We start from the raw sequence: 22,216 nt of genomic DNA, 5'->3' as shown, positions 1-22,216 counted from the left end.
CCGGACCCGCCGGACCCGCCGGACCCGCCGGACCCGCCGGACCCGCCGGACCCGCCGGACCCGCCGGACCCGCCGGACCCGCCCAGCAGGCCTCGCACTCCGGCCGCTCTCGCCGGCCGCGCATCCCTGCTCGCCCACCACGCCACCCACTCGTTAGCCCGCCGCCGTCCCCGCCCGCTCATTGACTGCCGCTCTGCCCAGTAGCTGACTGCTGCTCCGCTCCCTCGCTTTTCCTGCGCTCGCCTACTCGTTCTTCTGTGGACCAGCCCGCGTGCCAGTCGGCTAGGCCGGTCTCGCCGGCAGGTGCTGCCGGCCGGCCACGCCGCCTTGTCGGCTTCAACGTGTGCGCTGGTTGGGCCGGTCTTGCCGTGCCTGTCGAGGCGACCTACCTCGCCGGCTTGGGCCGGGTCGCCGGCTTGGGCCGGGTCGCCGGCTCGGCCCGGGTCGCCGGCTTTGCCATGCGCGTCGGCTGGGGCCTACGCCACCGGCTTGCCAAGCCGCAGTTGTGGCGCTCCGGGTCGGAGTGCCACGCATACCGATGCCGCCTGCCGTGCCGCGCATGCCGTGTCCGCCATCTCGACCCGCCTTGCCGCTCTGCCGTGTGGGCCGCTCTGCCGTGTGGGCCGCTCTGCCGTGTGGGCCGCTCTGCCGTGTGGGCCGCTCTGCCGTGTGGGCCGGCCTGCCGTGTCGGTCGCCCCGCCGTGCGGGCCGACCGAACGGCTTGGCCGGTGTTGTCGGCTTGCGGCGGGTGCCGGTTCGGCTTTGCGTCGTCGGCTTGCATTGCCTGGCGGCTTTTCTGCATCGCCGGCGTTGCCGCGCGTGCCGGTTCAGCCTGCGTCGCCAGCTTTGCCGTGCGCGCTGGCTCGGCCCGCGTCGTCGGCTTTGCCGTGCCTTCCGGCATGGCCGCCCCGCCTGTCTGCCGCCCCGCCTGTCTGCCGCCCCGCCTGTCTGCTGGCCCGCCTGTCTGCTGGCCCGATCGCGGCTCGGAGTCGCGCAACCCGCGTTACCGGCTGGCCGCGCCTATCGGCTCGGCTCCGCCGTGCGTGCTGGCTCGACCCGCCCTGCTGGCTTGGCGTGGGTTCTGGCTGGGCGTGGGTTCTGGCTGGGCGTGGGTTCTGGCTGGGTCGGTCTCGCGGTTTTGCCGCGCTTGCCGGGCATGACGGCTCGGTCGGTTGGTCCGGCGTGCGTTGTCGGCTGGCCTGGCTATGTCGCCGGCCGACTCAGCCCGGCATGTGTGGTCGGGCGGTCCCGCCGGCGCGGTTCGCTTTGGCTGGCTGCGCTGGTGGGGCACGTTTTGGCTTGTGGCCGCGCCCGGCGTTGTCGATGGGTCGTCACTCGGGAGGGAGAGGGGGTGGGCGGCGTCGGGTTCGTCGCTGCTCTTGGTCGTGGGTGGGGGACCGGGCCCCTGCGGGTCAGGTCATCGGCGGGTCAGGGTCGGGTGATGTGTGGTCGTTGGTGGGCGGGCCCGGGTGGTCGGTGGGCGATCGCGCCAGGCCCCGTCCGGATCGGTTCGCGACCCCCGCGTACCGATCCGGACGGCGCGCTCGCCGGTCTTCGTGTCTTCAGGAGCGGTGGTGCGGGAGGAACTCGTTTCGGGGGCGGCCCCGGACCTTTCGCCGGGGCTGAGGCCGGTGCCGGGGCCGCCCCTGGCGCCTTGCCGACCGGCAGGGACGGCAACAGCGCCGGGAGTGGGGATCTGGGGGACGGGTTGCTCGGGTGGCGGGGGTGTTTCGCCGGGGAAGGCTCGCATGGCAGCGAAGCCGCAATACGTCGGGAACGGGATGGTTGCCAAGTACTCGCTGTAGGTCGGGAGCAGGCGGTGGTCGGCAGTGGATGGTGTCGGCGGCGGAGGGTATGGACGGGGTTTCGGAGGGACCAATCGATCTATGCAAGGCGTGGTCAGACCGCAGATGCAACGGCGCCACAGGGTGCGCCAATCGCGTCTGTGTGTGGGGGCCAGGGGGACCGGACGAGCGGTCTGTCGGCGCCTAGTCATGCGGCGAGTATAGGTGACATGCGACTAGCTGTCTCCTATCAACTTGATGATTGACTAATAGTCTCACGCCTACGGTCGATCATGTGGCAGTGAAACCGATCCGGCTCATGGGCGCGCACGAGATCCGCATCCGCTTGGGTGGGGTCAGCCGGCAGCGTGCGTACCAGATCACCAGCCGAGCTGACTTCCCCAAACCGCTCGCCGACCTGGCGCAGGGCAAGGTGTGGTTGGCCGACGACGTCGAGGGGTGGATGAAAGTCCATCGCCGCGACCTGGACGATTCCGAGGACTAGTCCGAACATCGCGGGTGGCGCCCGGGGGCCGTACCGGCTCACCGGGTCGCCTCCCGTGCCGACGGATCGGGACGGGGATCGGTGCGGGGATCGGGGCGTGCCAGAGCGAACCCGTCGTCCCGGCGTTCCACCAGGCCGGCCAGCTCCAGCAGGGAGAGCCGGCGCAGCACGGTGCGCAACGCCAGGCCGGCTCGCGCGGCCAACTCCTCGGACGTGGCCGTGCCCTTGGCTGGAACCGCCTCCAGGACCAGGGCCGATTCCTCGTCGAGGGCGTCCCGGCGATGCTCGGGGCCGCGCGGTGCATCCGTGTAGTACTCGCCCATCCGACCGACCGTCTCCAGCACGTGCGGCAATCCGGTGACCAGGGTGGTCTCCGGGTGTGCGCGCAACAGCTCGTGGCAGCCGACCGACATGGCCGAGGTCACCGGGCCGGGGACCACCATCGCGGGGCGGCGTAGCGCCAGCACCCGGTTCATCGTCTGGATCGCGCCGCTGCGCGCGGCCGCCTCGACGACGACCGTTCCCACCGTGGCGGCCGCGATCACCCGGTTGCGGATCAGGAAGCGGTGCTTGAGCGGCTCGGCGTCCGGCGGCCATTCGCTGATCAGCAGGCCGGTCTCGGCGATCCGATCGAACATGGCCGCGTTGCCGGCCGGATAGGGCCGGTCGACACCGCAGGCCAGCACGGCCACGGTCAGGCCGCCGGCGGCGAGCGTGGCGCGATGGGCGGCCGCGTCGATGCCGAAAGCGCCGCCGGAAACCACGGTCCAGCCGTGCTCGGCCAGCCCGTACGCGATATCGCCGGTGACCTGTTTCCCGTAGCCGGTGGCCGCCCGCGCCCCGACCACCGCGACCGAGCGCTCCAGCGCCTGACCCAGTGGCCAGGCTCCGCGCACCCAGACGCACAGCGGCGGCCGTACGTCCCGGCCGAGCCGCCCGGGCTGGTCGAGCTCGAGGACGGACAGCGCGTCGACCCGGCTCGGCCACTCCTCGTCGGCGGGGACCACGATCCGCGCGCCGAGTTGCTCGGCCCGCCGCAGATTTGCGTCGGCCAGCCGTTCCGGGTCGAAGTCGGCCATCCGGGCCAGCACCGACGCCTGCAACGCCGCCTCCGGGCAGGCGCCACGCATCAGCCGGTCGAGCGTCTCCGGGGCGCCGTAGGACTGGACCATCGACCAGACCGTCCGGTTCCCGGGCTCGGCGAGCCAGGTGAGCGCCGTCCGAGCGGCGCGATCGGCATCACTGCCGGGAGGGGAGCTGCCGGGAGGGGAGCTGCCGGGAGGGGAGCTGCCGGGAGAGGCGCTGTCAGAAGGGGAAGGGTAGCTATTCGGCGTACTCATGGGACTCTCCCATCCGTAACTGGATCGCTTCGGTGACTTCCGCCCGGCCTGGGCGTTCGAGGCCGTCCAGGTCGGCGATCGTCCAGGCCAACCGCATCACTCGATCGAAGCCGCGCGCCGACAGCAGCCCACGGTCGAGCGCCGTCCGCAGGTCGGCCGTGTCGTCCGGCGGCAGGCGCCACCGCCCCTGGCGCAGGTCCTTGCCGGGCACCTCGGCGTTGAGCCGCCAGCCGCGGGCCGACCAGCGCGCGGTCGCGGCCTGGCGGGCCTGCACGACCCGGGCGGCCACCACGGCCGACGGCGGTGAGGGCGAGCCGACGGTCATCAGGTGGGCCGCGCGCAGCGGGTGCATGGTGATCCGGATGTCGATCCGGTCGAGCAGCGGGCCGGACAGTTTCGCCTGGTAGCGCCGTCGGACCGAGGGCGAGCAGGTGCAGGCCTGATCGCCGGCCGGGGAAGCGCAGGGGCAGGGGTTGGCCGCGACCACCAGCTGCACGCGGGCCGGGAACTCGGTGGTGCCGAGGGACCGGCCGAGCACCACCCGCCCGTTCTCCAGCGGCTGCCGTAACGCCTGCAGGGTCGCCCCGCGCATCTCGGCGACCTCGTCGAGGAACAGCACTCCGCGGTGGGCGAGGGAGATCGCGCCGGGGCGGGCGAGCCCGCTGCCGCCGCCGATGAGCGCGGCCATGCTCGCCGAATGGTGCGGAGCCTGGAACGGTGGCCGCCGGATCAGGCCACCCTCCGGCGGCAGCACCCCGGCGATCGACTGGAGGGCGGTCACTTCGAGGGCCTCGTCGTCGTCCAGCTCGGGCAGGATCGACGGCAGGCGTTCGGCGAGCATCGTCTTGCCGGCCCCCGGTGCGCCGAAGAGGGCCAGGTGGTGCCCACCGGCCGCGGCCACCTCGAGGCCGTAGCGCCCCAGCTCCTGACCGGCGACGTCGGCCAGATCGGGACCGCCCGGCGGTGGTGCCGGGGCCGGCGGTGGTGGGTCGAGCAGCGGGCCGGTGCCGCGAACGAAGTCGACGAGCCGGTGCAGCGAGTCGACCGCGCGGACGGTCACCCCGGGCACCACGGTGGCCTCGCGCGCGTTGGCCAGCGGCACGATGACCCCGGTGATGCCGGCCCGGACCGCGGCGGCGACCATCGGCAGCACGCCGCGGACCGGCCGGACCGCGCCGTCGAGGCCGAGTTCGCCGAGCACGACGACGCCCTCCAGCGGCGCCGACGGCAGCTCGCCGGAGCCGGCCAGGAGGGCGGCGGCGATGGCGAGATCGAAGCTGCTGCCGCGTTTGGGCAGGGCGGCGGGCAGGAGGTTGATGGTGATCCGGCGGTTCGGCCAGGTCTGACCCGAGTTCGTCACGGCCGCCCGCACCCGGTCCCGGGCCTCGTTGAGGGAAGCGTCGGGCAGGCCGGTCAGCGTGAAGATGGGCAGGCCGGTGGAGAGGTCGGCCTCCACCTCGACGAGGTGGCCGGTGACGCCGAGCAGGCCGACGCAGAGCACGCGGGCATAGCTCATCGGAAGGCCGCGCTCATCAGAAGGCCGCGCTGATGTGCTCGACCCGGGCGGGACCGCGCTGCTGGGGGAACACCTCGACCACGTCGAAGCGGATGTTTCGCGGGTGCAATCCGGTCTCGGCGAGCCAGTGGCCGGCAAGTTCGCGCAGTTTGCGCACCTTGCGGTAGCCGACGGCCTCGGCCGGGGTGCCGTAGGCGGTGCCGCGCCGCGTCTTCACCTCGCAAAAGACGATGTCGTCGCCGTCGCGCAGGACGAGGTCGACCTCGCCCGCCGAGCAGCGCCAGTTCCGGTAGAGGATCACGAGTCCCAAAGCCTGCAGGTGCTGCGCGGCGACCTGCTCGCCGTAGGCGCCGACCGCCCGTCGTTCCGTCGTCATGGACGCCAACCGTGGCCCGTTCGGGGCCGTCGCGCGCGGAAATCATGGCGGCCTGTGGACGGAGCGCGACTGTGGACAACCTCTGCGTAGCCGAGCTGATCTGTTATGGGTTCTGCAGTGGCGCACGTGACCGCGGTCACTTAACGTGCGAGATCGTGGAAGGACACCGCTACGCCGAGGACCAGCCGAGCTGGTATCCGGGACAGGCCAATCCCTACGACTCCGGAGTCCACGACGCCGCGCACGAACGCCCGAGTGGGGCGTTCCGCCTGCCCGAGCAGCGCCCGGCGGTCGCACCGCCGGCCGGGCCGTACGCCATGGCCGACCCGCTCACCACGACCGGCAGTCATGCCCGCCCGGTGCGTGGGCCGGAATATCCGACAATCCGCCCACCGGAGGAGCCGAGGCCGGCGGCGGCGGACCAGAAAGAACGACGCCCGGTTTCCGCGTTTCTAGTGGCAATAATCATGTTCGTCCTGTTCATCCCGGTCTTCCGCCTACTGATCGATCAGGCGTTCACCGGCGACCCGACCGCGGCCGGAATCGTCCCGGCCGTTCTGCTGACGCTCGGGTTCGCGCTCACCGGCATCGGCCTGTTCGCCCTCGCCCGGAACGGCGGCGCCACCACCCGCGACTCCTGGCTGACGCCGCCGGTGGCGTACGTGCCGGTCGGTTTGATCTTGCTGTTGGCGGCCGGATTGGCCGTAGCCTGAGGCACTCGGAGTAACGAAACGGCTTGGCGTATGCTTGTGCCCGGCGACCGCCCTGTGCGGTCGACCTCGCGTGCCCTCTGCCGGTTCCCCTGATTGGGGCCGGCGGCGACGGCCCTCCCTGGTCTCGATCTTTCGGGTCCGACTGTGGCCGACGACCGGGCGCCAGGACGCACACCGCCGGTGAGCGTGACAACCAGGGAAAACAGGGAGCAATCACCCATGGCCGTCGTGACCATGCGTCAGCTGCTGGAGAGCGGTGTCCACTTCGGGCACCAGACCCGCCGCTGGAACCCGAAGATGAAGCGCTTCATCTTCACCGAGCGTAACGGCATCTACATCATCGACCTGCGCCAGACGCTCGAGTACATCGAGAAGGCCTACGCGTACGTGCGGGACACCGTCGCCGAGGGTGGTCACATCCTCTTCGTCGGCACCAAGAAGCAGGCGCAGGAGGCCATCGCCGAGCAGGCGACCCGGGTCGGTCAGCCGTACGTGAACCACCGTTGGCTGGGCGGCATGCTCACCAACTTCCAGACCGTTTACAAGCGGCTGCAGCGGATGAAGGAGCTCGAGGCTCTGGGTGACCTGAGCGGCACCGCCGCCGGGTACACCAAGAAGGAGACCCTCCAGCTCTCCCGTGAGAAGACCAAGCTCACCAAGACCCTCGGCGGTCTGCGGGACATGACCAAGACGCCGTCGGCGATCTGGGTCGTGGACACCAAGAAGGAGCACATCGCCGTCGACGAGGCCCGCAAGCTGGGCATCCCGGTCATCGCGGTGCTCGACACCAACTGTGACCCGGACGAGGTCGACTTCCCGATCCCGGGCAACGACGACGCGATCCGCTCGGCCGAGCTGCTGACCCGGGTCATCGCCGCCGCCGTCGCGGATGGCCTCATCGCCCGCTCCGGCCGTAACCGGGGCAACGCCGACGAGAAGCCCGAGCCGGGCACCGTCGCCGCCGGCGAGCCGCTGCCCGAGTGGGAGCGCGACCTGTACGAGGGCGCCGAGAAGAAGGCCGCCGACACCGAGCCGGTCGCGGTTGCCGCCGAGGCTGCCCCGGTCACGGTCGAGACCGCCGAGGCGACCCCGGTCGTCGACGAGGTCGTCACCGGTTCCGCCGAGCTCCCCACGCCGGTAGCTGCCGAGTAAGAACGCCGCCAGACACGACATCGAGAGAGAGTCATGGCTAACTACACCGCCGCGGACGTCAAGAAGCTCCGCGACCTGACCGGTGCCGGCATGATGGACTGCAAGAAGGCGCTCGAGGAGTCCGAGGGCGACTTCGAGAAGTCGGTCGAGTTCCTTCGCATCAAGGGTGCGAAGGACGTCGGCAAGCGGGCCGGCCGCACCGCCGCCAACGGCATCGTCGCGCACACCGGCAACGCGCTGCTCGAGCTCAACTGCGAGACCGACTTCGTCGCCAAGACCACCGACTTCGTGGCCCTCGGCCAGCAGCTCGTCGAGCTGGGCGCGGCCAGCAACGTGGCCGACGCGGCCGCGCTGTCGGTGGCCACCCTGCCCGACGGCAAGTCGGTGGCGGACACGATCCAGGAATACTCGGCCAAGATCGGCGAGAAGATCGTCCTGAACCGTTTCGTCAACCTCGACGGCACCGTCGCGGTCTACCTGCACCGCAAGGCGCAGGACCTGCCGCCGCAGGTGGGCGTGCTGGTGCAGTACGAGGGCAAGAGCGACGAGGCCGCCGACGCCGACGCTCGTGGCGTCGGCATGCAGATCGCCGCCATGCGCCCGCGTTTCCTCTCCCGCGAGGAGGTGCCGTCCGAGGTCGTCGATTCGGAGCGCCGCATCGCCGAGGAGACCGCCAAGGAGGAGGGCAAGCCGGAGAAGGCTCTGCCCAAGATCGTCGAGGGCCGGGTGAACTCCTTCTTCAAGGACTACGTCCTCCTCGAGCAGTCCTCCGTGGTCGACAACAAGAAGACCGTGAAGCAGATCGCCGACGAGGCCGGGCTCACCATCACCCGGTTCGTCCGCTTCGAGGTCGGCCAGGAGTAAGAGCGAGCACAAGTGGTACGGGAGGTCGGGAACGCGATTCTGCGCCCGGCCTCCCCGTCACATAAGGTCTCTGCTGGGCTATGAAGGGAAGGCGGGTCTCATGACGATGGTGACCGAGCAAGCAGTTCCGGTTGACGATCCCACTCCGCCGTCCTTGCGGCCCCGTCGGGTCGTGCTGAAGCTCTCCGGCGAGGTGTTCGGCGGCGGCGCGGTCGGCGTCGACCCCGACGTCGTGCAGGGCATCGCCCGGCAGATCGCCACCGTCATCCGCCGCGGCATCCAGGTCGCCATCGTGGTCGGCGGCGGTAACTTCTTCCGCGGCGCCGAGCTGCAGAAACGCGGCATGGACCGGAACCGCGCCGACTACATGGGCATGCTCGGCACCGTGATGAACGCGCTCGCCCTGCAGGACTTCCTGGAGAAGGAAGGCATCGAGACGCGGGTGCAGACCGCGATCACGATGGCCCAGGTCGCTGAGCCGTATATCCCGTTGCGCGCCATCCGGCATCTCGAGAAGGGCCGCGCCGTGATCTTCGGCGCCGGCGCCGGCATGCCTTATTTCTCCACCGACACGGTCACCGCGCAGCGCGCGCTGGAGATCCACGCCGACATCGTGCTGATGAGCAAGAACGGCGTCGACGGTGTCTACTCCGCCGACCCCCGGGTCGACCCGGACGCACAGAAGATCGATACCGCCACCTACCAGGAGATCCTCCAGCGCGGACTGCGCGTGGCCGACCAGGCCGCGTTCAGCCTCTGCGAGGAGAACAACCTGCCCATGCTGGTCTTCGGCGCCGAGGGCGATGACACCATTGTCCGAGCCGTCAGTGGTGACAAGATCGGCACGCTGATCACGGCCTGAAGCCCAAACCGTCCCACTGAAACAGCAAGGAGGCGAGAAGAGCAGGTGATCGACGAGACCCTCTTCGAGGCCGAAGAGAAGATGGAAAGTGCCGTCGAGCACGCCAAGGAGGAGTTCGCCGCGATCCGCACCGGGCGGGCCACTCCGGCGATGTTCTCCAAGATCCTGGTGGACTACTACGGCGCGCCCACGCCGGTGACGCAGATGGCCTCGGTCGGCGTCCCGGAGCCGCGCATGGTCATCGTCAAGCCCTACGACGCGACCCAGCTCGGCCCGATCGAGCGGGCGATCCGCGACTCGGACCTCGGCGTCAACCCGAACAACGAGGGCACCCAGCTGCGGATCCACCTGCCGCAGATGACCGAGGAGCGTCGTCGCGACATGATCAAGGTCGCGCGTGGCAAGGCGGAGGAGGGCCGGGTGGCCATCCGCAACATCCGCCGCCGCGCCAAGGAGCAGCTGGACAAGCTGGTCAAGGACGGCGAGACCGGCGAGGACGACGGCCGTCGCGCCGAGAAGGAGCTCGACGACACGACGCACAAGTACGTTGCGATCGTCGACGAGCTCGTCAAGCACAAGGAAGCCGAGCTGCTCGAGGTCTGATGTCCTACCTCGATCCGCGTGCCGGGCAGAAATCCGGCAACGACACAGACGCGTCGGTGCCGCATGCCTGGCACGCGGACGAAGCGGCACGACCAGAGCATCTGGGAGATGTGACGGAGCCCGAGAAAAAAGGACCAGGCAAGCGGCGGGCGGGCAAGTCGAAGAGCCGCGCCGGCCGCAACCTGCCCGCCGCCATCGCTGTCGGCGTCAGCCTGGTCCTGCTGGTGCTCGCCTCGCTGGTGGTCTGGCCGCCGGCGTTCATCGGCGTGATCGTGGTGGCCGCCTGCGCCGGTGCCTGGGAGATGGCCAACGCGCTGCGCAAGACCGGCGCCAAGGCGCCGCTGATCCCACTGATGGCCGGCGCCGTGGTGATGACCGCCCTGGCCTACTACGACGGCGCCGACTCGCTGGTCATCGGCCTGGCGGTGACGATCCTCGCCGCCCTGGTGTGGCGGGTCGCCGACGGGTTCGGCTCGGTGCGCCGGGACTTCACCGCGATCCTGATGGTCGCGGTCTACGTGCCGTTCCTGCTCAGCTTCGCGATCCTCCTGCAGCAGCCGGACGCCGACGGCGACGGCCGCTGGCGGGTGCTCTGCACGCTGCTCGCCGTGGTGCTCTCGGACACCGGCGGCTACGCGTCCGGGGTCTTCCTCGGCCGGCACAAGATGGCCCCGTCGATCAGCCCGGGCAAGACGTGGGAGGGCTTCGCCGGCTCGATCTGCGCCTCGGCCATCGGCAGCGCGCTGCTCCTCTACTTCCTGCTCGACATCCCGTCCTACTGGGGCCTGCTCTTCGGTGCGGTCATCTCGGTGGTGGCGGTGGTCGGCGACCTGGCCGAGTCGATGTTGAAGCGCGACCTCGGCGTCAAGGACATGAGCAACCTGCTTCCCGGCCACGGCGGCGTGATGGACCGGCTCGATTCGATCCTGTTCGCGGTGCCGACCGCCTACCTGCTGTTCGCCGTCATCTCCGCGAACCTGCTATGACAGGCCTACTCGCGCGGCGTGGGACACTGGATACGCCATGACGATTCTTCCGGTCATCCCGATCAGCCCCGACCAGCCCGACGCGGTGCAAACCCGGCGTCGCCCGTCGATGCCCCCTCGCCATCTCGCCGACCTCGACCTCGCTGCGCGTAAGGCCGCGGTCACCGAGCTCGGTGAGCCCGCCTTCCGCGCCAAGCAGATCTCCACCCACTACTTCGGCCGGCTGGTGCGTGACGTCGAGGCGATGACCGATCTGCCCGCCGCTTCGCGGGCCCGGCTGACCGACGACCTGCTGCCCACGCTGCTGACCCCGGTCCGGGAGCTGGCCTGCGACGACGGCGCGACCCGCAAGACGCTGTGGCGGCTGCACGACGGCGCGCTGGTCGAGAGCGTGCTGATGGGCTACCCGGACAGGGTGACCGCCTGCGTCTCCAGCCAGGCCGGCTGCGGCATGGCCTGCCCGTTCTGCGCGACCGGCCAGCAGGGCCTGACCCGCAACCTCTCGATCGCCGAGATCGTCGACCAGGTGGTCTATCTGGCCGGGGTCGCCGCGAGCGGCAAGGTCACCGGTTCACCGCCGCGGCTGTCCCGCGTGGTGTTCATGGGCATGGGCGAGCCACTGGCCAATTACCCCCGGGTGATCGAGGCCGTCCGGCGGCTGACCGCCCCGGCGCCGGAAGGCCTCGGACTTTCGCAACGGCACATAACCGTCTCAACCGTGGGTCTCGTGCCCGCAATGCGCCGGTTGATCGCGGAAGAGCTTCACGTGACCCTTGCGCTGTCCCTGCATGCCCCCGATGATGATCTGCGCGATGAGCTAGTGCCCGTCAACCAGCGTTGGAAGGTGGCCGAGGTTCTCGATGCCGCGTTTGATTACGGGGCTCGGACCGGTCGCCGGATCTCAATCGAATATGCCCTGATCAGGGACGTGAACGACCAGCCCTGGCGTGCCGACCTCCTCGGTAGGCTGCTGCGCGGCAAGCTGGCGCATGTGAATCTCATCCCGCTGAACCCGACACCGGGCAGCAAGTGGGATGCGAGTCCGAAACCGGTCGAGCGCGAGTTCGTCCACCGGCTGCGCGAGGCCGGGGTGGCAACGACGGTCCGCGACACCCGGGGCCGGGAGATCGACGGCGCGTGCGGCCAGTTGGCTGCGGGCGAGCTCACGGAGGCAAGCGCAGGGGGCGCGGCCGACGCGGAGGTGGCACAGTGACTGGGCGCAGGTCCCAGCGAGCGGAGTGGGAGACGTTGTGACGAGTCAGGGGCAGCGTTTCCGGCGGCGTGCGCTGCGGCGCGGCTACAAGGTCGACGAGGTCGACAGCTTCCTGGACCGGGTCGAGGCCACGCTGGCCGGCGAGTCGGTCGGTGCGCCGGTCGGCGCCCAGGAGGTGCACGACGTCGTCTTCCGGGTGCGCTTCGGCGGCTACGACGAGTGGCAGGTCGACCTGCACCTCGACCGGGTCGAGCGCCAGCTGGCCGAGCTCGAGGACCGGGGCGGCCGTCCCGGCGCTCCGGACCCGATGCGTGACTCGCTCCGCGGTGGCCTCACCACCGGCAGCATCAACACCGGCGGCGGCATGGCCGGCCGCAGCGCCGCCATGGGCGGCGCCCCGTCCGGTGGGATGGGCGGTGGCATGGCGAGCCGGATGGCCCCGCCGACCGAGCGCCTGCCCGCCCCGCCGATCCGTGACGACCGGATGCAGCCGCAGCAGATGCAGCAGCGCCCGCAGATGCCGACCGGCGACCCCTACGGCCGCTACGAGGAGCCCGCGCAGTCGCCGTACGGCCAGCAGCAGCCTCAGCAGCAGCAGCTCCCGCAGCGTTCCGGCCCGCCGCCCGGCTACGACCCGAGCGGCTACGACACCGGCGGCTTCGACGGCTTCGAGGCCGGTCGGCACGGCAAGACCGACATGACCGCCGAGATCCGGATGCCGCAGCGGGAGGACCCGCGCGGCGGTTACGGCGAGCCCGACCCCCGTGGCGGCTACGGTGGCGCCCCGATGAGCGCTCCGCCGATGTCCGGTCCGCCGATGAGCGGTGCCCCGACGGGCAGCGGCTACGGTCAGCAGCCGCAGCTCCCGCCGCCGATGGGCGAGCCGGGTGGCGAGCTCTACCGGGTCGACCAGCTGCGCCGGACGTTCCAGGTGCGCCGGTTCGGCAGCGGCTACGACCCGATGCAGGTGGATCGCCTGTTCGAGGGGATTCTGCAGGCGATGACCGGTCGCGGCCCGATGCCGGTGCCGGAGAACGAACTGGACATGCTGCAGTTCGGCCTGGTGCCGGGCGGTTACTTCGAGGCCGAGGTGGACGCCGCCCTGCGCGAGGTCAAGGACATCCTGCTGCGGCACCGCTAGGAGCTACCGAAACTGAAAAAGGCCCGCGAAAGCGGGCCTTTTCCGTGCTGTCTACTGGTCGTTGGGCTTGAGCCCGTTGCGCCGCAGCAGGGCGTCGGCGATCACGATGCCGACCAGGCCAACCGCGAAGAGCAAGAGGTAGATGTTCTCGGTGTTGCCTTCGTGGTTGCCCCAGAAGAAGAGCAGCATCGCGGCGGCCGTGCCGAGGGCACCGCGCCGGGCCATCTTCCGGTTGCCCGGCTTGAGCTGGTCGGGAGCGTAGACCGGGTCTTGTTCCGCAGACACGCCGAAAGTCCTCCCTCGAAGGCGATCTCAACCCGTCAAGTCTCGCATGTCGGCTCCGCACGCAAGCCACCAACCCGGACCGGGTACCTTCGAGGCCGTCGGTCGACGACGAGGAGGAACTGAAAGTGCGGATCACGGGCACCGGCCACGCCAGCATGCGGATCGAAACGTCCGCCGGCAGCATTTTGTGCGACCCGTGGGTCAATCCCGCATATTTCGCCTCATGGTTTCCCTTTCCCGATAATTCGCTGCTGGACTGGAAGGAACTGGGCGACGTCGACTACCTCTACGTCTCCCACCTGCACCGGGACCACTTCGACGCGAAGAACCTGAAAGAGAACATCAGCAAGAAGGCGACCGTCCTGCTGCCGGAGTACCCGACCAGTCAGCTCGAGGACGAGCTGCGGGAGCTGGGCTTCACCAAGTTCTTCAAGACGAAGTCGAACGAGGTGCACGAGCTCGACGGCGGCCTCAAGGTGATGATCCAGGCGCTGATCAGCCCGACCGACGGCCCGATCGGCGACTCGTCGCTCTGGATCGAGCACGAGGGCATCCGGGTGCTCAACCAGAACGACGCCCGCCCCACCGACCTGGGCATCTTCGCCGAGCTGGGCCACGTGCACGCGCACATGCTGCAGTTCTCCGGCGCGATCTGGTACCCGATGGTCTACGAGCTGCCCGAGTCGGCCAAGACGGCGTTCGGCAAGCAGAAGCGCGACCGCCAGTTCGACCGCACCTGGCGCTACATCGACGACCTGAAGGCCGACCACGTCTTCCCGATCGCCGGCCCGCCCTGCTTCCTCGACGACGAGCTGTGGCAGTTCAACGACATCTTCGGCGACGAGGGCAACATCTTCCCCGACCAGGGCGTCTTCCTCGAGGAGTACGCCAAGGTCGGCGGCACGAACGGCATCGTCCTGCTGCCCGGCTCGGTGACCGAACTGTCGGAAAAAGAAGCGACCACGACGCACCCGACCGACCTCGCCGAGTTCTTCAAGAACAAGAAGCAGCACCTCGAGGAGATGCGGGAGCGCAAGGCCCCGATCATCGCGGCCGAGAAGGCAAGCTGGCGGCACCCCGAGATCGACGTGCTGGGCGAGCTCAAGAAGCGCATCGAGCCCCTGCTCGAAGAGTCGATCTACATGGCGCAGGGCGTCGGCGGCCCGGTCCGCTTCGACCTCACCGACAGCTTCGGCACGAGCGGCGAGGTGATCGAGAGCATCGTCGTCGACTTCCCCGGCAAGCAGGTGCGCCCCTACGCCGACGAGAAGGTCCGCTACCGCTTCAAGACCGGCCGCGCGCTGATCGAGCACCTGATCCACATCGACGAGGGCGACTGGGTCAACTCGCTGTTCCTGAGCTGCCGTTTCTCCGCCGCCCGCATCGGTCAGTACAACGAGTTCGTCTACGCCTTCTTCAAGTGCCTCTCCGAGGAGCGCCTGCAGTACGCCGAGGGCTGGTACGACGAGCACGAGAAGGCGGTCGAGTCCGAGGACACGCAACTCGGCGAGTGGACCGTCCAGCGCCGCTGCCCGCACCTCAAGGCCGACCTCAGCCGCTTCGGCATCGTCGACGGCAACACCCTGACCTGCCAGCTGCACGGCTGGAAGTTCGACCTGCCGAGCGGCCGCTGCCTCACCAGCGTGGGCCACAAGATCCGCGCCGAGAAGAACGCTTAAACCTTCAAGATCAAATGAATGCGGTCGTGCCCGGGTGGTGGGTACGGACCGTCGCTCCCGCCGGGACCCGGGCGGGCCGAGCAGGGCGCAGGGCGCCCAGAACGCTCGACCCACCCGGGCGACCTGCGTGAGTGGTTGCGCTGCAACCCAAAAAGCTACTTGCCCAGGTCGGCAAGGATGCGCTGGGCCACGTTGTGGCCCGCCGCGCCGATGACGCTGCCGGCCGGGTGAGTGCCCGCGGAGCCCGCGTAGAGGCCGTCCACGCCGGTGAAATAGGGCATCCGCTCGTCGAAGGCCACCGTGTTGTCGACGTGGTGGATGTGCCCGCCGGTGATGCCGAAGTGCTCCTCGATGCCCGGCGGGGTCAGCGGCATGACGTCCGCCACCAGGTCGGACGTGCCCGGCGCATAGCGATCGCAGATGGCCAGGAGCTGCTGGACGTAGCCCGGCAGCGCGTCCGCCCAGGTGGTGCCGGCCAGCTCGTAGGGCACCGACTGCACGAACAGCGCCGACGAGTGGTGGCCGGCCGGGTCCTGCAGCGACGGGTCGACCGTGGTGTGCACGTACCACTCGATGGTCGGCTCGGCCGGCAGCCGGCCCGCCTGGACCTCGCCCCACATGGCCCGCAGGGCCGCCATCGGCGACTCCCGGTCGTCGGTGGCGCCGGACAGCCCGGCCGACCCCGGCAGCAGGTGGATCGTCGAGCCGAACGGCGACGGTGACCCGGCCGGCAGGCAGGAGAAGGCGGGCAGGTCGCGCAGCGCCAGGTTGACCTTGAGCGTGGTGCCCGGCCGCCGGACCGACTCCATGTGCGTGGTCAGCGCGGCCGGCAGCACCCCGTCCGGGACCAGGCTCATCAGCTGGTAGGGGTCGCACGCACCGAGCACCACCCGGGCCTGCACCGAGCGGCCGTCGGCCAGCACGACGCCACTGGCGGCGCCGCCGTCGACGGTGACCGCCGCGACCCGGGCGTCGGTGAAGATCTGGGCGCCGGCCGCGCGGGCCGCGTCGGCGAACGTGCGCGACACCGTGCCCATCCCGCCCTGCGCGATCATCCAGGTGCCGTCCGCGCCGGGCAGCCGGCACATGTTGTGCACCAGGAAGTTGTGGCCGGTGCCCGGGTCGTCGGGGCCGGCGTTGAGGCCGGAGAGACCGTCGGTCACCGCGTACATGCTCTGCAGCAGCTCGCTCTTGAAGCCGAACCGGGCAAGGTAGTCGGCGACCGAGCCGCGCACCAGGTCGATGAACGTGCTCTGCAGCTGCGGCCGGATGTGCCGGTCGGCGATCGCCTCGACGCTGGACGGCTCCTCCAGCCAGGCCGGGGCCAGGTCGGAGCGCAGCGCGGCGATCTCGACCGCGAGCTGCTCGTCGGCGGCGATGTCGCGGGGCGAGAAGAACTTCTCCATCTGCGCCCGGGTGTCCGCGCGGTCGCGCCCGAACAGCAGGTAGGGCGAGCCGGCCGGACCTGGGGTGGGCAGGAAGTAGTGCGGGTCCCGGCGCAGCACCGGAATGTCCACATCGAGGGTGCGCAGCAGCTCCGGCGGCATGAGGCCGAGAAGGTAGGACCCGGTGGACTGGCCGAGACCGGGCACCTTGGCGAACGGGTGCTCGGTGCGGGTCGCCCCGCCCAGCACACCGGCCGACTCGAGCACGACGACGTCGAGCCCGGCCCGGGCCAGCAGAATCGCGGAGACGAGGCCGTTGTGACCGGAGCCGATGATCACGACGTCGGTCTGGGCGGGGAAGGGGGTCATGACGAGCGAGCGTAGCGCGGGTCGATGGGATGGCGCTTCAGCGTTTCGTATGCGAAAAGTAGCGCAGAGTTGTTCAGGCCCCGCGCGCGGCCGAACGGGAGGCGGAGAGCGAGCGGGTCGCGGCGTACCCGGCGAGCAGGATCACATGGAACAGGTAGAGCCACAGCCCGACCGCGACCGTGCCGCCGATCTGGTCGAATCCGCCGAACGGCGTGCCCAGGTCCAGCGGCAGCGAGCAGAACAGCACGAAGCCGTGCAGGAAACCGGCCAGGTTGGCCGCGGTGAACGAGCCGACCAGCACGGTGACCAGCCGGTCCGGCCGGCCGGGGGCGACGTAGCGGAAGACCCAGATCACCACCGGGGTGAGCACCAGCCAGCAGCTGAGGAAGGACAGGACCACCGCGAGAACCGCGTGCCATCCACCGCGTACCCATAAGGAACTTGTCGTCGGGAGCGCGAGAAACATCGCCAGCAGCAGCGCCGGCGCCGCCGCCAGCAGCGGCAGCCAGAGCAACCGGCCCTTCCAGCCCACCGCGGCATCGCCGCGGTCCGGCTCGCGCAGCGAGACGAAGGCGCGCCGCACCCCCTCCCCGTAGAGCGTGGCCGGCAGCAGCCTGGCCAGCGCCATCAGCGGCGTGAGATGCAGGCCCGCGTCGATCAGCGCGGCCAGCGCCCGCGGCGCCCCGATCGCGTCCGGCAGCGCCGCGATGGTGTGCCCGGTCAGCCGCCGCACCCGCCCGGCCCCGGCGACCTGCCCGGTCACCCAGATCGCCAGCAGCGAGATCGGCACCACCGCGATGCCGGCATAGAAGGTCACCGCCGCCGCCCGCAACGCCAGATCCCGCCCCCGCAGGGGCCGGAAAATCACCATCAGCCGTCTCCACACAACCTGCACATACCCAGGAGCGCCACCGGATGCGCGCGTCCGCAAAGATGGGCGCATGCGCGACCTTGTTCTGCTCGGCTCGACCGGCTCCATCGGCACCCAGGCCATCGACATCGTGCGGCGCAACTCGGACCGCTTCCGGGTGGTGGCGCTCGGCGCCGGTGGTGGGAACGTCGAGCTGCTGGCCGCCCAGGCGCTGGAGCTGAGCGTCGACGTCGTCGGGGTGGCCCGGGCCAGCGTCGTGCAGGACCTGCAGCTCGCGTTCTACGCCGAGGCGCAGCGGCGCGGGTGGGCGACCGGTGACTTCAAGATCCCGAAGATCGTGGCCGGCCCGGACGCGATGACCGAGCTCGCCCGGGTGCCCTGCGACGTGGTGCTCAACGGCGTGGTCGGCAGCCTCGGGCTCGCCCCCACCCTGGCCGCGCTCGAGTCCGGCCGCGTCCTCGCCCTGGCCAACAAGGAGTCGCTGGTGGCCGGTGGGCCGCTGGTGCGCCGGATCGCCAAGCCGGGGCAGATCGTGCCGGTCGACTCCGAGCACTCGGCGCTCGCCCAGTGCCTGCGTGGCGGCTCGGCGGGCGAGGTGACGAAGCTCATCCTGACCGCGAGCGGCGGCGCCTTCCGCGGCCGGCGGCGCGCGGAGCTGGCCGACGTCACGGTCGAGGACGCGCTCAAGCACCCCACGTGGGACATGGGCCCGGTCGTCACGATCAACACGGCCACCATGGTCAACAAGGGCCTCGAAGTGATCGAGGCGCATGAGCTGTTCGAGGTCGCCTACGACGACATCGAGGTGATGGTGCATCCGCAGTCGGTCATCCACTCGATGGTGGAGTTCACCGACGGGTCGACGCTGGCCCAGGCCAGCCCGCCGGACATGCGGCTGCCGATCGCGCTCGCGCTGGCCTGGCCGGAGCGGGTGCCGGCCGCCGCGGCCGCGGTGAACTGGCGCGAGGCGCACCACTGGGAGTTCCGGCCGCTCGACGACGAGGCGTTCCCGGCGGTCCGGCTGGCCAAGGAGGCGGGCCGCACCGGGCGCTGCCGGCCGGCCATCTACAACGCCGCGAACGAAGAGTGTGTGGCCGCGTTCGTGGCCGGTCGGCTACCTTTCCTGGGCATCGTCGACACCCTGGAACGCGTCCTCGCCGCGGCCCCCGACTTCCCCGAACCGAGTACCGTCGGGGAAGTGCTTGCCGCGGAGGCATGGGCTCGCGCCCAGGCACAGCGGATGATCACTACTGTGGCTGAAGGAGCCTGATGCTGTACTGGCTGGGAGTGGCCGCCTTCGCGTTGACCATCCTGATCTCGGTTAGCCTGCACGAGTTCGGCCACCTGCTCACCGCCAAGTTCTTCGGCATGAAGGTCACGAAGTATTTCGTGGGCTTCGGCCCGACGATCTTCTCCTTCCAGCGCGGCGAGACGGAGTACGGCCTCAAGGGCATCCCGCTCGGCGGATTCTGCAAGATCGTCGGCATGACGCCGCAGGACGACGACGTCGCCCCGGAGGACCAGCCCCGCGCGATGTGGCGGTTCCCGGTCTGGAAGCGGACGATCGTGATGGCGGCCGGCTCGATCACCCACTTCATCCTGGCGCTCGCCGCCGCCTGGGTGGTCGCGTTCACGCTCGGCCTGCCCAACACCGCCTTCCCGCAGACCGAGGCCGACAAGGTCCCGGAGAAGCCGTACATCACGGTCTCCGAATGCACCTGGGTCAGCATCCCGACCGACGCCAACGCGGTCTGCACCCCGGGCACCGACGGCGCGGTGGCCGGCCCGGCCTACGCCGCCGGCCTGCGCAGCCACGACCTGGTCACCAAGGTCGGCACCACCGAGATCGCCAACTACGGCCAGCTCACCTCCACGATCCGCAGCCTGCCGGCCGGTCCGACGACGTTCGAGTACGTTCGCGACGGCGAGACCAAGACCGCCACGGTCAACCTGGTCATCGGCGACCGTAAGCCGGTCACCGACGACAACGGCGCGCTCGCCAAGGTGGCCGTCGCCGGCCTGGGCTGGGACCTGGACAGCGTCCCCAACATGATCAAGTACAACGCCGCGAGCGCGGTCCCGGCCACCTTCGAGTACGGCTGGTTCCTCGTGGAGAACACGTTCAAGGCGCTCGGCCGCATCCCGCAGAAGGTCCCGGCCCTGTGGCACTCGCTGACCGGCAGCGAGCGCGACCCGGACACCCCGATCAGCGTGGTCGGCGCGAGCCGGCTCGGCGGCGAGGCGATCGAGCACGGCGTGCCCGAGCTCTTCCTGAACATCTTCATCTCGCTGAACGTGTTCATCGGCATCTTCAACCTGCTGCCGCTGCTCCCGGTGGACGGCGGGCATATCGCGATCGCCTGGTTCGAGAGAGCCCGCTCCTGGCTGTACGGCAAGTTGCGGCGCCCCGATCCGGGACGTGTCGATTACTACAAGCTGATGCCGATCACATACGCGGTCATTCTGATCGGTGGGGCGTTTACCTTATTGACCATCACCGCCGACATCGTCAACCCGATCCAGATCTTCAACAGGTGAGGCTCAAGTGACCGCAGTCAGTCTCGGTATGCCGGCCGTGCCCCCGCCGCCGCTGGCTCCTCGTCGTAAGAGCCGCCAGATCATGGTGGGCAACGTTCCGGTGGGCGGTGGCGCCCCGGTCAGCGTGCAGTCGATGGCGACCACGCTCACCTCCGACGTCAACTCCACCCTGCAGCAGATCGCCGAGCTCACCGCGTCCGGCTGCCAGATCGTCCGGGTCGCGGTGCCGTCCCAGGACGACGTCGAGGCGCTGCCGGCGATCGCCAAGAAGTCGCAGATCCCGGTGATCGCCGACATCCACTTCCAGCCGAAGTACGTGTTCGCGGCGATCGACGCAGGCTGCGCGGCGGTCCGGGTCAACCCGGGCAACATCCGCCAGTTCGACGACAAGGTCAAGGAGATCGCGAAGGCCGCGGGCGACGCCGGCATCCCGATCCGGATCGGCGTCAACGCCGGCAGCCTCGACAAGCGGCTCCTGGAGAAATACGGCAAGGCCACCGCCGAGGCGCTGGTCGAGTCGGCGCTCTGGGAGTGCTCGCTGTTCGAGGAGCACGGCTTCCGGGACATCAAGATCTCGGTCAAGCACAACGACCCGGTCGTGATGGTCCGCGCCTACCGGCAGCTCGCCGAGCAGTGCGACTACCCGCTGCACCTGGGCGTCACCGAGGCCGGCCCGGCCTTCCAGGGCACGATCAAGAGCGCGGTGGCGTTCGGCGCCCTGCTGGCCGAGGGCATCGGCGACACCATCCGGGTGTCGCTGTCCGCGCCGCCGGTCGAGGAGATCAAGGTCGGCAACGCCATCCTTGAGTCGCTGGGCCTGCGCGAGCGCGGCCTGGAGATCGTCTCCTGCCCGTCCTGCGGCCGCGCCCAGGTCGACGTCTACACGCTCGCCGAGCAGGTCACGGCCGGGCTCGAGGGCCTGCCGGTGCCGCTGCGGGTCGCGGTCATGGGCTGTGTGGTGAACGGTCCCGGCGAGGCCCGCGAGGCCGACCTGGGCGTCGCGTCCGGTAACGGCAAGGGCCAGATCTTCGTCCGGGGCAAGGTCATCAAGACCGTGCCCGAGTCGATCATCGTGGAGACGCTGATCGAGGAGGCGCTCCGGCTGGCCGACGAGATGGGCGCCGACCTGCCCGAGGAGCTACGCGAGATGCTCCCCGGCGCGCAGGTGACCGTCCACTAAAGCTAGAAGAGCACGGTGGCGAACGAGCCCGCCGAGACGAAGCCGCACTTCGCATAGACGTGACGTGCGGCCACGTTGTAGTCGTTCACATAGAGGCTCACCGTGGGTGAGACGCGGCGCAGGGCGTCGCGCACCACGGTGGCCATCGCGGGCGCGGCCACGCCCCGCCCGCGGAACTCCGGGTCGACCCACACGCCCTGCACCTGCGTCGTGCTCCGGGTGACGATGGCCAGCTCGGCCTTGAAGATCACCCGATCGCCGACGAACCGCGCATAGGCCCGCTTGCCCTTGACCAGCTCGGCGATGCGCCGCTTGTAGCCGCGCCCGCCGTCGTCGAGAAGCGGCGAGACGCCGACCTCCTCGGTATACATCGACACCGCGGCCGGGAAGAGCGCATCCACCTCGTTGGGCCGCACCAGCCGCACCTCCGGATCGGAGGCGATGGCCGGATCCCGGTCGGCGACCAGCAGTGGCTGGTTGGTCCGCACGTCGCGGGCCCGGCCCCAGTGGCCGCCGAGACGGTCCCACAGGTCGAGGACGGCCTCGGACCGCCCGATGATCGACGAGCAGATGCGCGGCTCGGACCCGAGCATGTCGGCGAAGGCCGCGGTGGCCGCCGGCGTTGAGCAGACCGGCACCAGATGCGCGCCCGACCAGATGATCGAGTCGACGCGCCGGCCCGTCCCATACCCGAAGACGCGGCCGTCGGAGCGCCACCAGTTCAGCCCGTGCGCGGCAACCCGCTCGGCGATCTGGGCACCCGCATAGGGATCGCGGTCGAGGATCCGCTCGACCGCCGCGCGCTCGGACTCCCCGAGCTGGCGAATGGGCACCGTCAGCACAGGTATCACATT

At 70.2% G+C, this 22,216-nt stretch carries 20 protein-coding genes; 13 read left to right on the top strand and 7 right to left on the bottom strand.

The window, feature by feature from the left end:
• Positions 1-2,103: 2,103 nt before the first annotated feature.
• Positions 2,104-2,289 (top strand): DNA-binding protein, encoded by a 186-nt coding sequence (locus Adu01nite_RS01230; RefSeq protein WP_203724329.1) that lies wholly within the window; start codon positions 2,104-2,106, stop codon positions 2,287-2,289.
• 38 nt (positions 2,290-2,327) lie between these two features.
• Here the strand turns inward: Adu01nite_RS01230 and dprA are convergent, their stop codons facing one another.
• The 3 genes from dprA to Adu01nite_RS01215 are packed head-to-tail and all read right to left on the bottom strand — an operon-like array spanning position 2,328 to position 5,521.
• On the bottom strand, positions 2,328-3,629 hold the full coding sequence (gene dprA, locus Adu01nite_RS01225) for a DNA-processing protein DprA (protein WP_203724303.1): 1,302 nt from the start codon (positions 3,627-3,629) through the stop codon (positions 2,328-2,330).
• Positions 3,613-5,145: a YifB family Mg chelatase-like AAA ATPase gene (locus Adu01nite_RS01220; protein ID WP_203724302.1), complete on the bottom strand. Its 1,533-nt coding sequence runs from the start codon at positions 5,143-5,145 to the stop codon at positions 3,613-3,615. The genes dprA and Adu01nite_RS01220 overlap by 17 nt, the downstream gene beginning before the upstream one ends.
• A 16-nt stretch (positions 5,146-5,161) precedes the next feature.
• Positions 5,162-5,521 carry a YraN family protein gene (locus Adu01nite_RS01215; RefSeq protein ID WP_203724301.1) on the bottom strand — a complete coding sequence of 120 codons (360 nt, stop codon included), beginning with the start codon at positions 5,519-5,521 and terminating at the stop codon, positions 5,162-5,164.
• Between the two features lie 155 nt (positions 5,522-5,676).
• On the opposite strand from Adu01nite_RS01215, the gene Adu01nite_RS01210 reads away from it, so the two are divergent.
• The 8 genes from Adu01nite_RS01210 to Adu01nite_RS01175 all read left to right on the top strand — a co-directional run bounded on the left by Adu01nite_RS01210 (position 5,677) and on the right by Adu01nite_RS01175 (position 13,055).
• Positions 5,677-6,234 (top strand): hypothetical protein, encoded by a 558-nt coding sequence (locus tag Adu01nite_RS01210; RefSeq protein WP_203724300.1) that lies wholly within the window; start codon positions 5,677-5,679, stop codon positions 6,232-6,234.
• A gap of 219 nt (positions 6,235-6,453) precedes the next feature.
• Entirely contained in the window at positions 6,454-7,386 is a 933-nt protein-coding gene (rpsB, locus tag Adu01nite_RS01205; protein WP_239132033.1) for a 30S ribosomal protein S2, read from the top strand.
• 33 nt (positions 7,387-7,419) lie between these two features.
• Positions 7,420-8,250, top strand: coding sequence for a translation elongation factor Ts (tsf, locus tag Adu01nite_RS01200; RefSeq protein WP_203724299.1), 831 nt, complete (start codon positions 7,420-7,422; stop codon positions 8,248-8,250).
• Between the two features lie 100 nt (positions 8,251-8,350).
• The gene (gene pyrH, locus Adu01nite_RS01195; RefSeq protein ID WP_203724298.1) at positions 8,351-9,112 is read left to right on the top strand and encodes a UMP kinase; all 762 of its coding nucleotides are present in this window, start codon (positions 8,351-8,353) and stop codon (positions 9,110-9,112) included.
• Positions 9,113-9,157: 45 nt separating this feature from the next.
• Positions 9,158-9,715, top strand: a complete 558-nt coding sequence (gene frr / locus Adu01nite_RS01190) for a ribosome recycling factor (RefSeq protein ID WP_203724297.1) — start codon at positions 9,158-9,160, stop codon at positions 9,713-9,715.
• Positions 9,716-9,825: 110 nt separating this feature from the next.
• Positions 9,826-10,701, top strand: a complete 876-nt coding sequence (locus tag Adu01nite_RS01185) for a phosphatidate cytidylyltransferase (RefSeq protein ID WP_239132032.1) — start codon at positions 9,826-9,828, stop codon at positions 10,699-10,701.
• 37 nt (positions 10,702-10,738) lie between these two features.
• A complete protein-coding gene (gene rlmN, locus Adu01nite_RS01180) occupies positions 10,739-11,914 on the top strand; it encodes a dual-specificity RNA methyltransferase RlmN (protein ID WP_203724295.1) in 1,176 nt (391 codons plus the stop codon).
• Positions 11,915-11,951: 37 nt separating this feature from the next.
• Complete coding sequence (locus Adu01nite_RS01175; protein ID WP_203724294.1) at positions 11,952-13,055, top strand: DivIVA domain-containing protein; 1,104 nt, start codon at positions 11,952-11,954, stop codon at positions 13,053-13,055.
• Between the two features lie 51 nt (positions 13,056-13,106).
• Here the strand turns inward: Adu01nite_RS01175 and Adu01nite_RS01170 are convergent, their stop codons facing one another.
• Complete coding sequence (locus Adu01nite_RS01170) at positions 13,107-13,340, bottom strand: DUF2631 domain-containing protein (protein WP_203724293.1); 234 nt, start codon at positions 13,338-13,340, stop codon at positions 13,107-13,109.
• Between the two features lie 131 nt (positions 13,341-13,471).
• Here Adu01nite_RS01170 and Adu01nite_RS01165 point away from each other — a divergent pair, with 131 nt between their 5' ends.
• Entirely contained in the window at positions 13,472-15,019 is a 1,548-nt protein-coding gene (locus tag Adu01nite_RS01165; RefSeq protein WP_203724328.1) for a Rieske 2Fe-2S domain-containing protein, read from the top strand.
• 155 nt (positions 15,020-15,174) lie between these two features.
• Here the strand turns inward: Adu01nite_RS01165 and Adu01nite_RS01160 are convergent, their stop codons facing one another.
• Together Adu01nite_RS01160 and Adu01nite_RS01155 are read right to left on the bottom strand one after the other, a co-directional pair.
• Positions 15,175-16,773, bottom strand: coding sequence for a phytoene desaturase family protein (locus Adu01nite_RS01160; protein WP_203724292.1), 1,599 nt, complete (start codon positions 16,771-16,773; stop codon positions 15,175-15,177).
• A 73-nt stretch (positions 16,774-16,846) separates the two neighbouring features.
• A complete protein-coding gene (locus Adu01nite_RS01155) occupies positions 16,847-17,644 on the bottom strand; it encodes a YhjD/YihY/BrkB family envelope integrity protein (RefSeq protein WP_203724291.1) in 798 nt (265 codons plus the stop codon).
• Between the two features lie 70 nt (positions 17,645-17,714).
• Between Adu01nite_RS01155 and dxr the strand changes: the two genes are divergently transcribed.
• The 3 genes from dxr to ispG are packed head-to-tail and all read left to right on the top strand — an operon-like array spanning position 17,715 to position 21,362.
• The gene (dxr, locus tag Adu01nite_RS01150) at positions 17,715-18,914 is read left to right on the top strand and encodes a 1-deoxy-D-xylulose-5-phosphate reductoisomerase (RefSeq protein ID WP_203724290.1); all 1,200 of its coding nucleotides are present in this window, start codon (positions 17,715-17,717) and stop codon (positions 18,912-18,914) included.
• The gene (locus Adu01nite_RS01145; protein ID WP_203724289.1) at positions 18,914-20,182 is read left to right on the top strand and encodes a M50 family metallopeptidase; all 1,269 of its coding nucleotides are present in this window, start codon (positions 18,914-18,916) and stop codon (positions 20,180-20,182) included. Before dxr ends, Adu01nite_RS01145 begins: the two co-directional genes overlap by 1 nt.
• Positions 20,183-20,189: 7 nt before the next feature.
• A complete protein-coding gene (ispG, locus tag Adu01nite_RS01140) occupies positions 20,190-21,362 on the top strand; it encodes a flavodoxin-dependent (E)-4-hydroxy-3-methylbut-2-enyl-diphosphate synthase (RefSeq protein WP_203724288.1) in 1,173 nt (390 codons plus the stop codon).
• Between the two features lie 2 nt (positions 21,363-21,364).
• Here the strand turns inward: ispG and Adu01nite_RS01135 are convergent, their stop codons facing one another.
• The gene (locus Adu01nite_RS01135) at positions 21,365-22,204 is read right to left on the bottom strand and encodes a GNAT family N-acetyltransferase (RefSeq protein ID WP_203724287.1); all 840 of its coding nucleotides are present in this window, start codon (positions 22,202-22,204) and stop codon (positions 21,365-21,367) included.
• Positions 22,205-22,216: the final 12 nt, after the last annotated feature.

The sequence above is a fragment of the Paractinoplanes durhamensis genome (assembly GCF_016862175.1).
GTDB classification, from domain to species: Bacteria; Actinomycetota; Actinomycetes; order Mycobacteriales; family Micromonosporaceae; genus Actinoplanes; species Actinoplanes durhamensis.
The sequence above is the reverse complement of the archived record's forward strand: the minus strand, read 5'-3'. Positions and strand labels throughout refer to the sequence as shown.

Excerpts from the sequence above, each read along its gene's own strand:
- Adu01nite_RS01145 (WP_203724289.1), top strand. The coding sequence starts at position 18,914 with ATGCTGTACTGGCTGGGAGTGGCCGCCTTCGCGTTGACCATCCTGATC.
- pyrH (WP_203724298.1), top strand. The coding sequence starts at position 8,351 with ATGACGATGGTGACCGAGCAAGCAGTTCCGGTTGACGATCCCACTCCG.
- rlmN (WP_203724295.1), top strand. The coding sequence starts at position 10,739 with ATGACGATTCTTCCGGTCATCCCGATCAGCCCCGACCAGCCCGACGCG.
- tsf (WP_203724299.1), top strand. The coding sequence starts at position 7,420 with ATGGCTAACTACACCGCCGCGGACGTCAAGAAGCTCCGCGACCTGACC.
- Adu01nite_RS01160 (WP_203724292.1), bottom strand. The coding sequence starts at position 16,773 with ATGACCCCCTTCCCCGCCCAGACCGACGTCGTGATCATCGGCTCCGGT.
- Adu01nite_RS01230 (WP_203724329.1), top strand. The coding sequence starts at position 2,104 with ATGGGCGCGCACGAGATCCGCATCCGCTTGGGTGGGGTCAGCCGGCAG.
- dxr (WP_203724290.1), top strand. The coding sequence starts at position 17,715 with ATGCGCGACCTTGTTCTGCTCGGCTCGACCGGCTCCATCGGCACCCAG.
- Adu01nite_RS01155 (WP_203724291.1), bottom strand. The coding sequence starts at position 17,644 with ATGGTGATTTTCCGGCCCCTGCGGGGGCGGGATCTGGCGTTGCGGGCG.
- Adu01nite_RS01215 (WP_203724301.1), bottom strand. The coding sequence starts at position 5,521 with ATGACGACGGAACGACGGGCGGTCGGCGCCTACGGCGAGCAGGTCGCC.
- rpsB (WP_239132033.1), top strand. The coding sequence starts at position 6,454 with ATGGCCGTCGTGACCATGCGTCAGCTGCTGGAGAGCGGTGTCCACTTC.
- dprA (WP_203724303.1), bottom strand. The coding sequence starts at position 3,629 with ATGAGTACGCCGAATAGCTACCCTTCCCCTTCTGACAGCGCCTCTCCC.
- Adu01nite_RS01220 (WP_203724302.1), bottom strand. The coding sequence starts at position 5,145 with ATGAGCTATGCCCGCGTGCTCTGCGTCGGCCTGCTCGGCGTCACCGGC.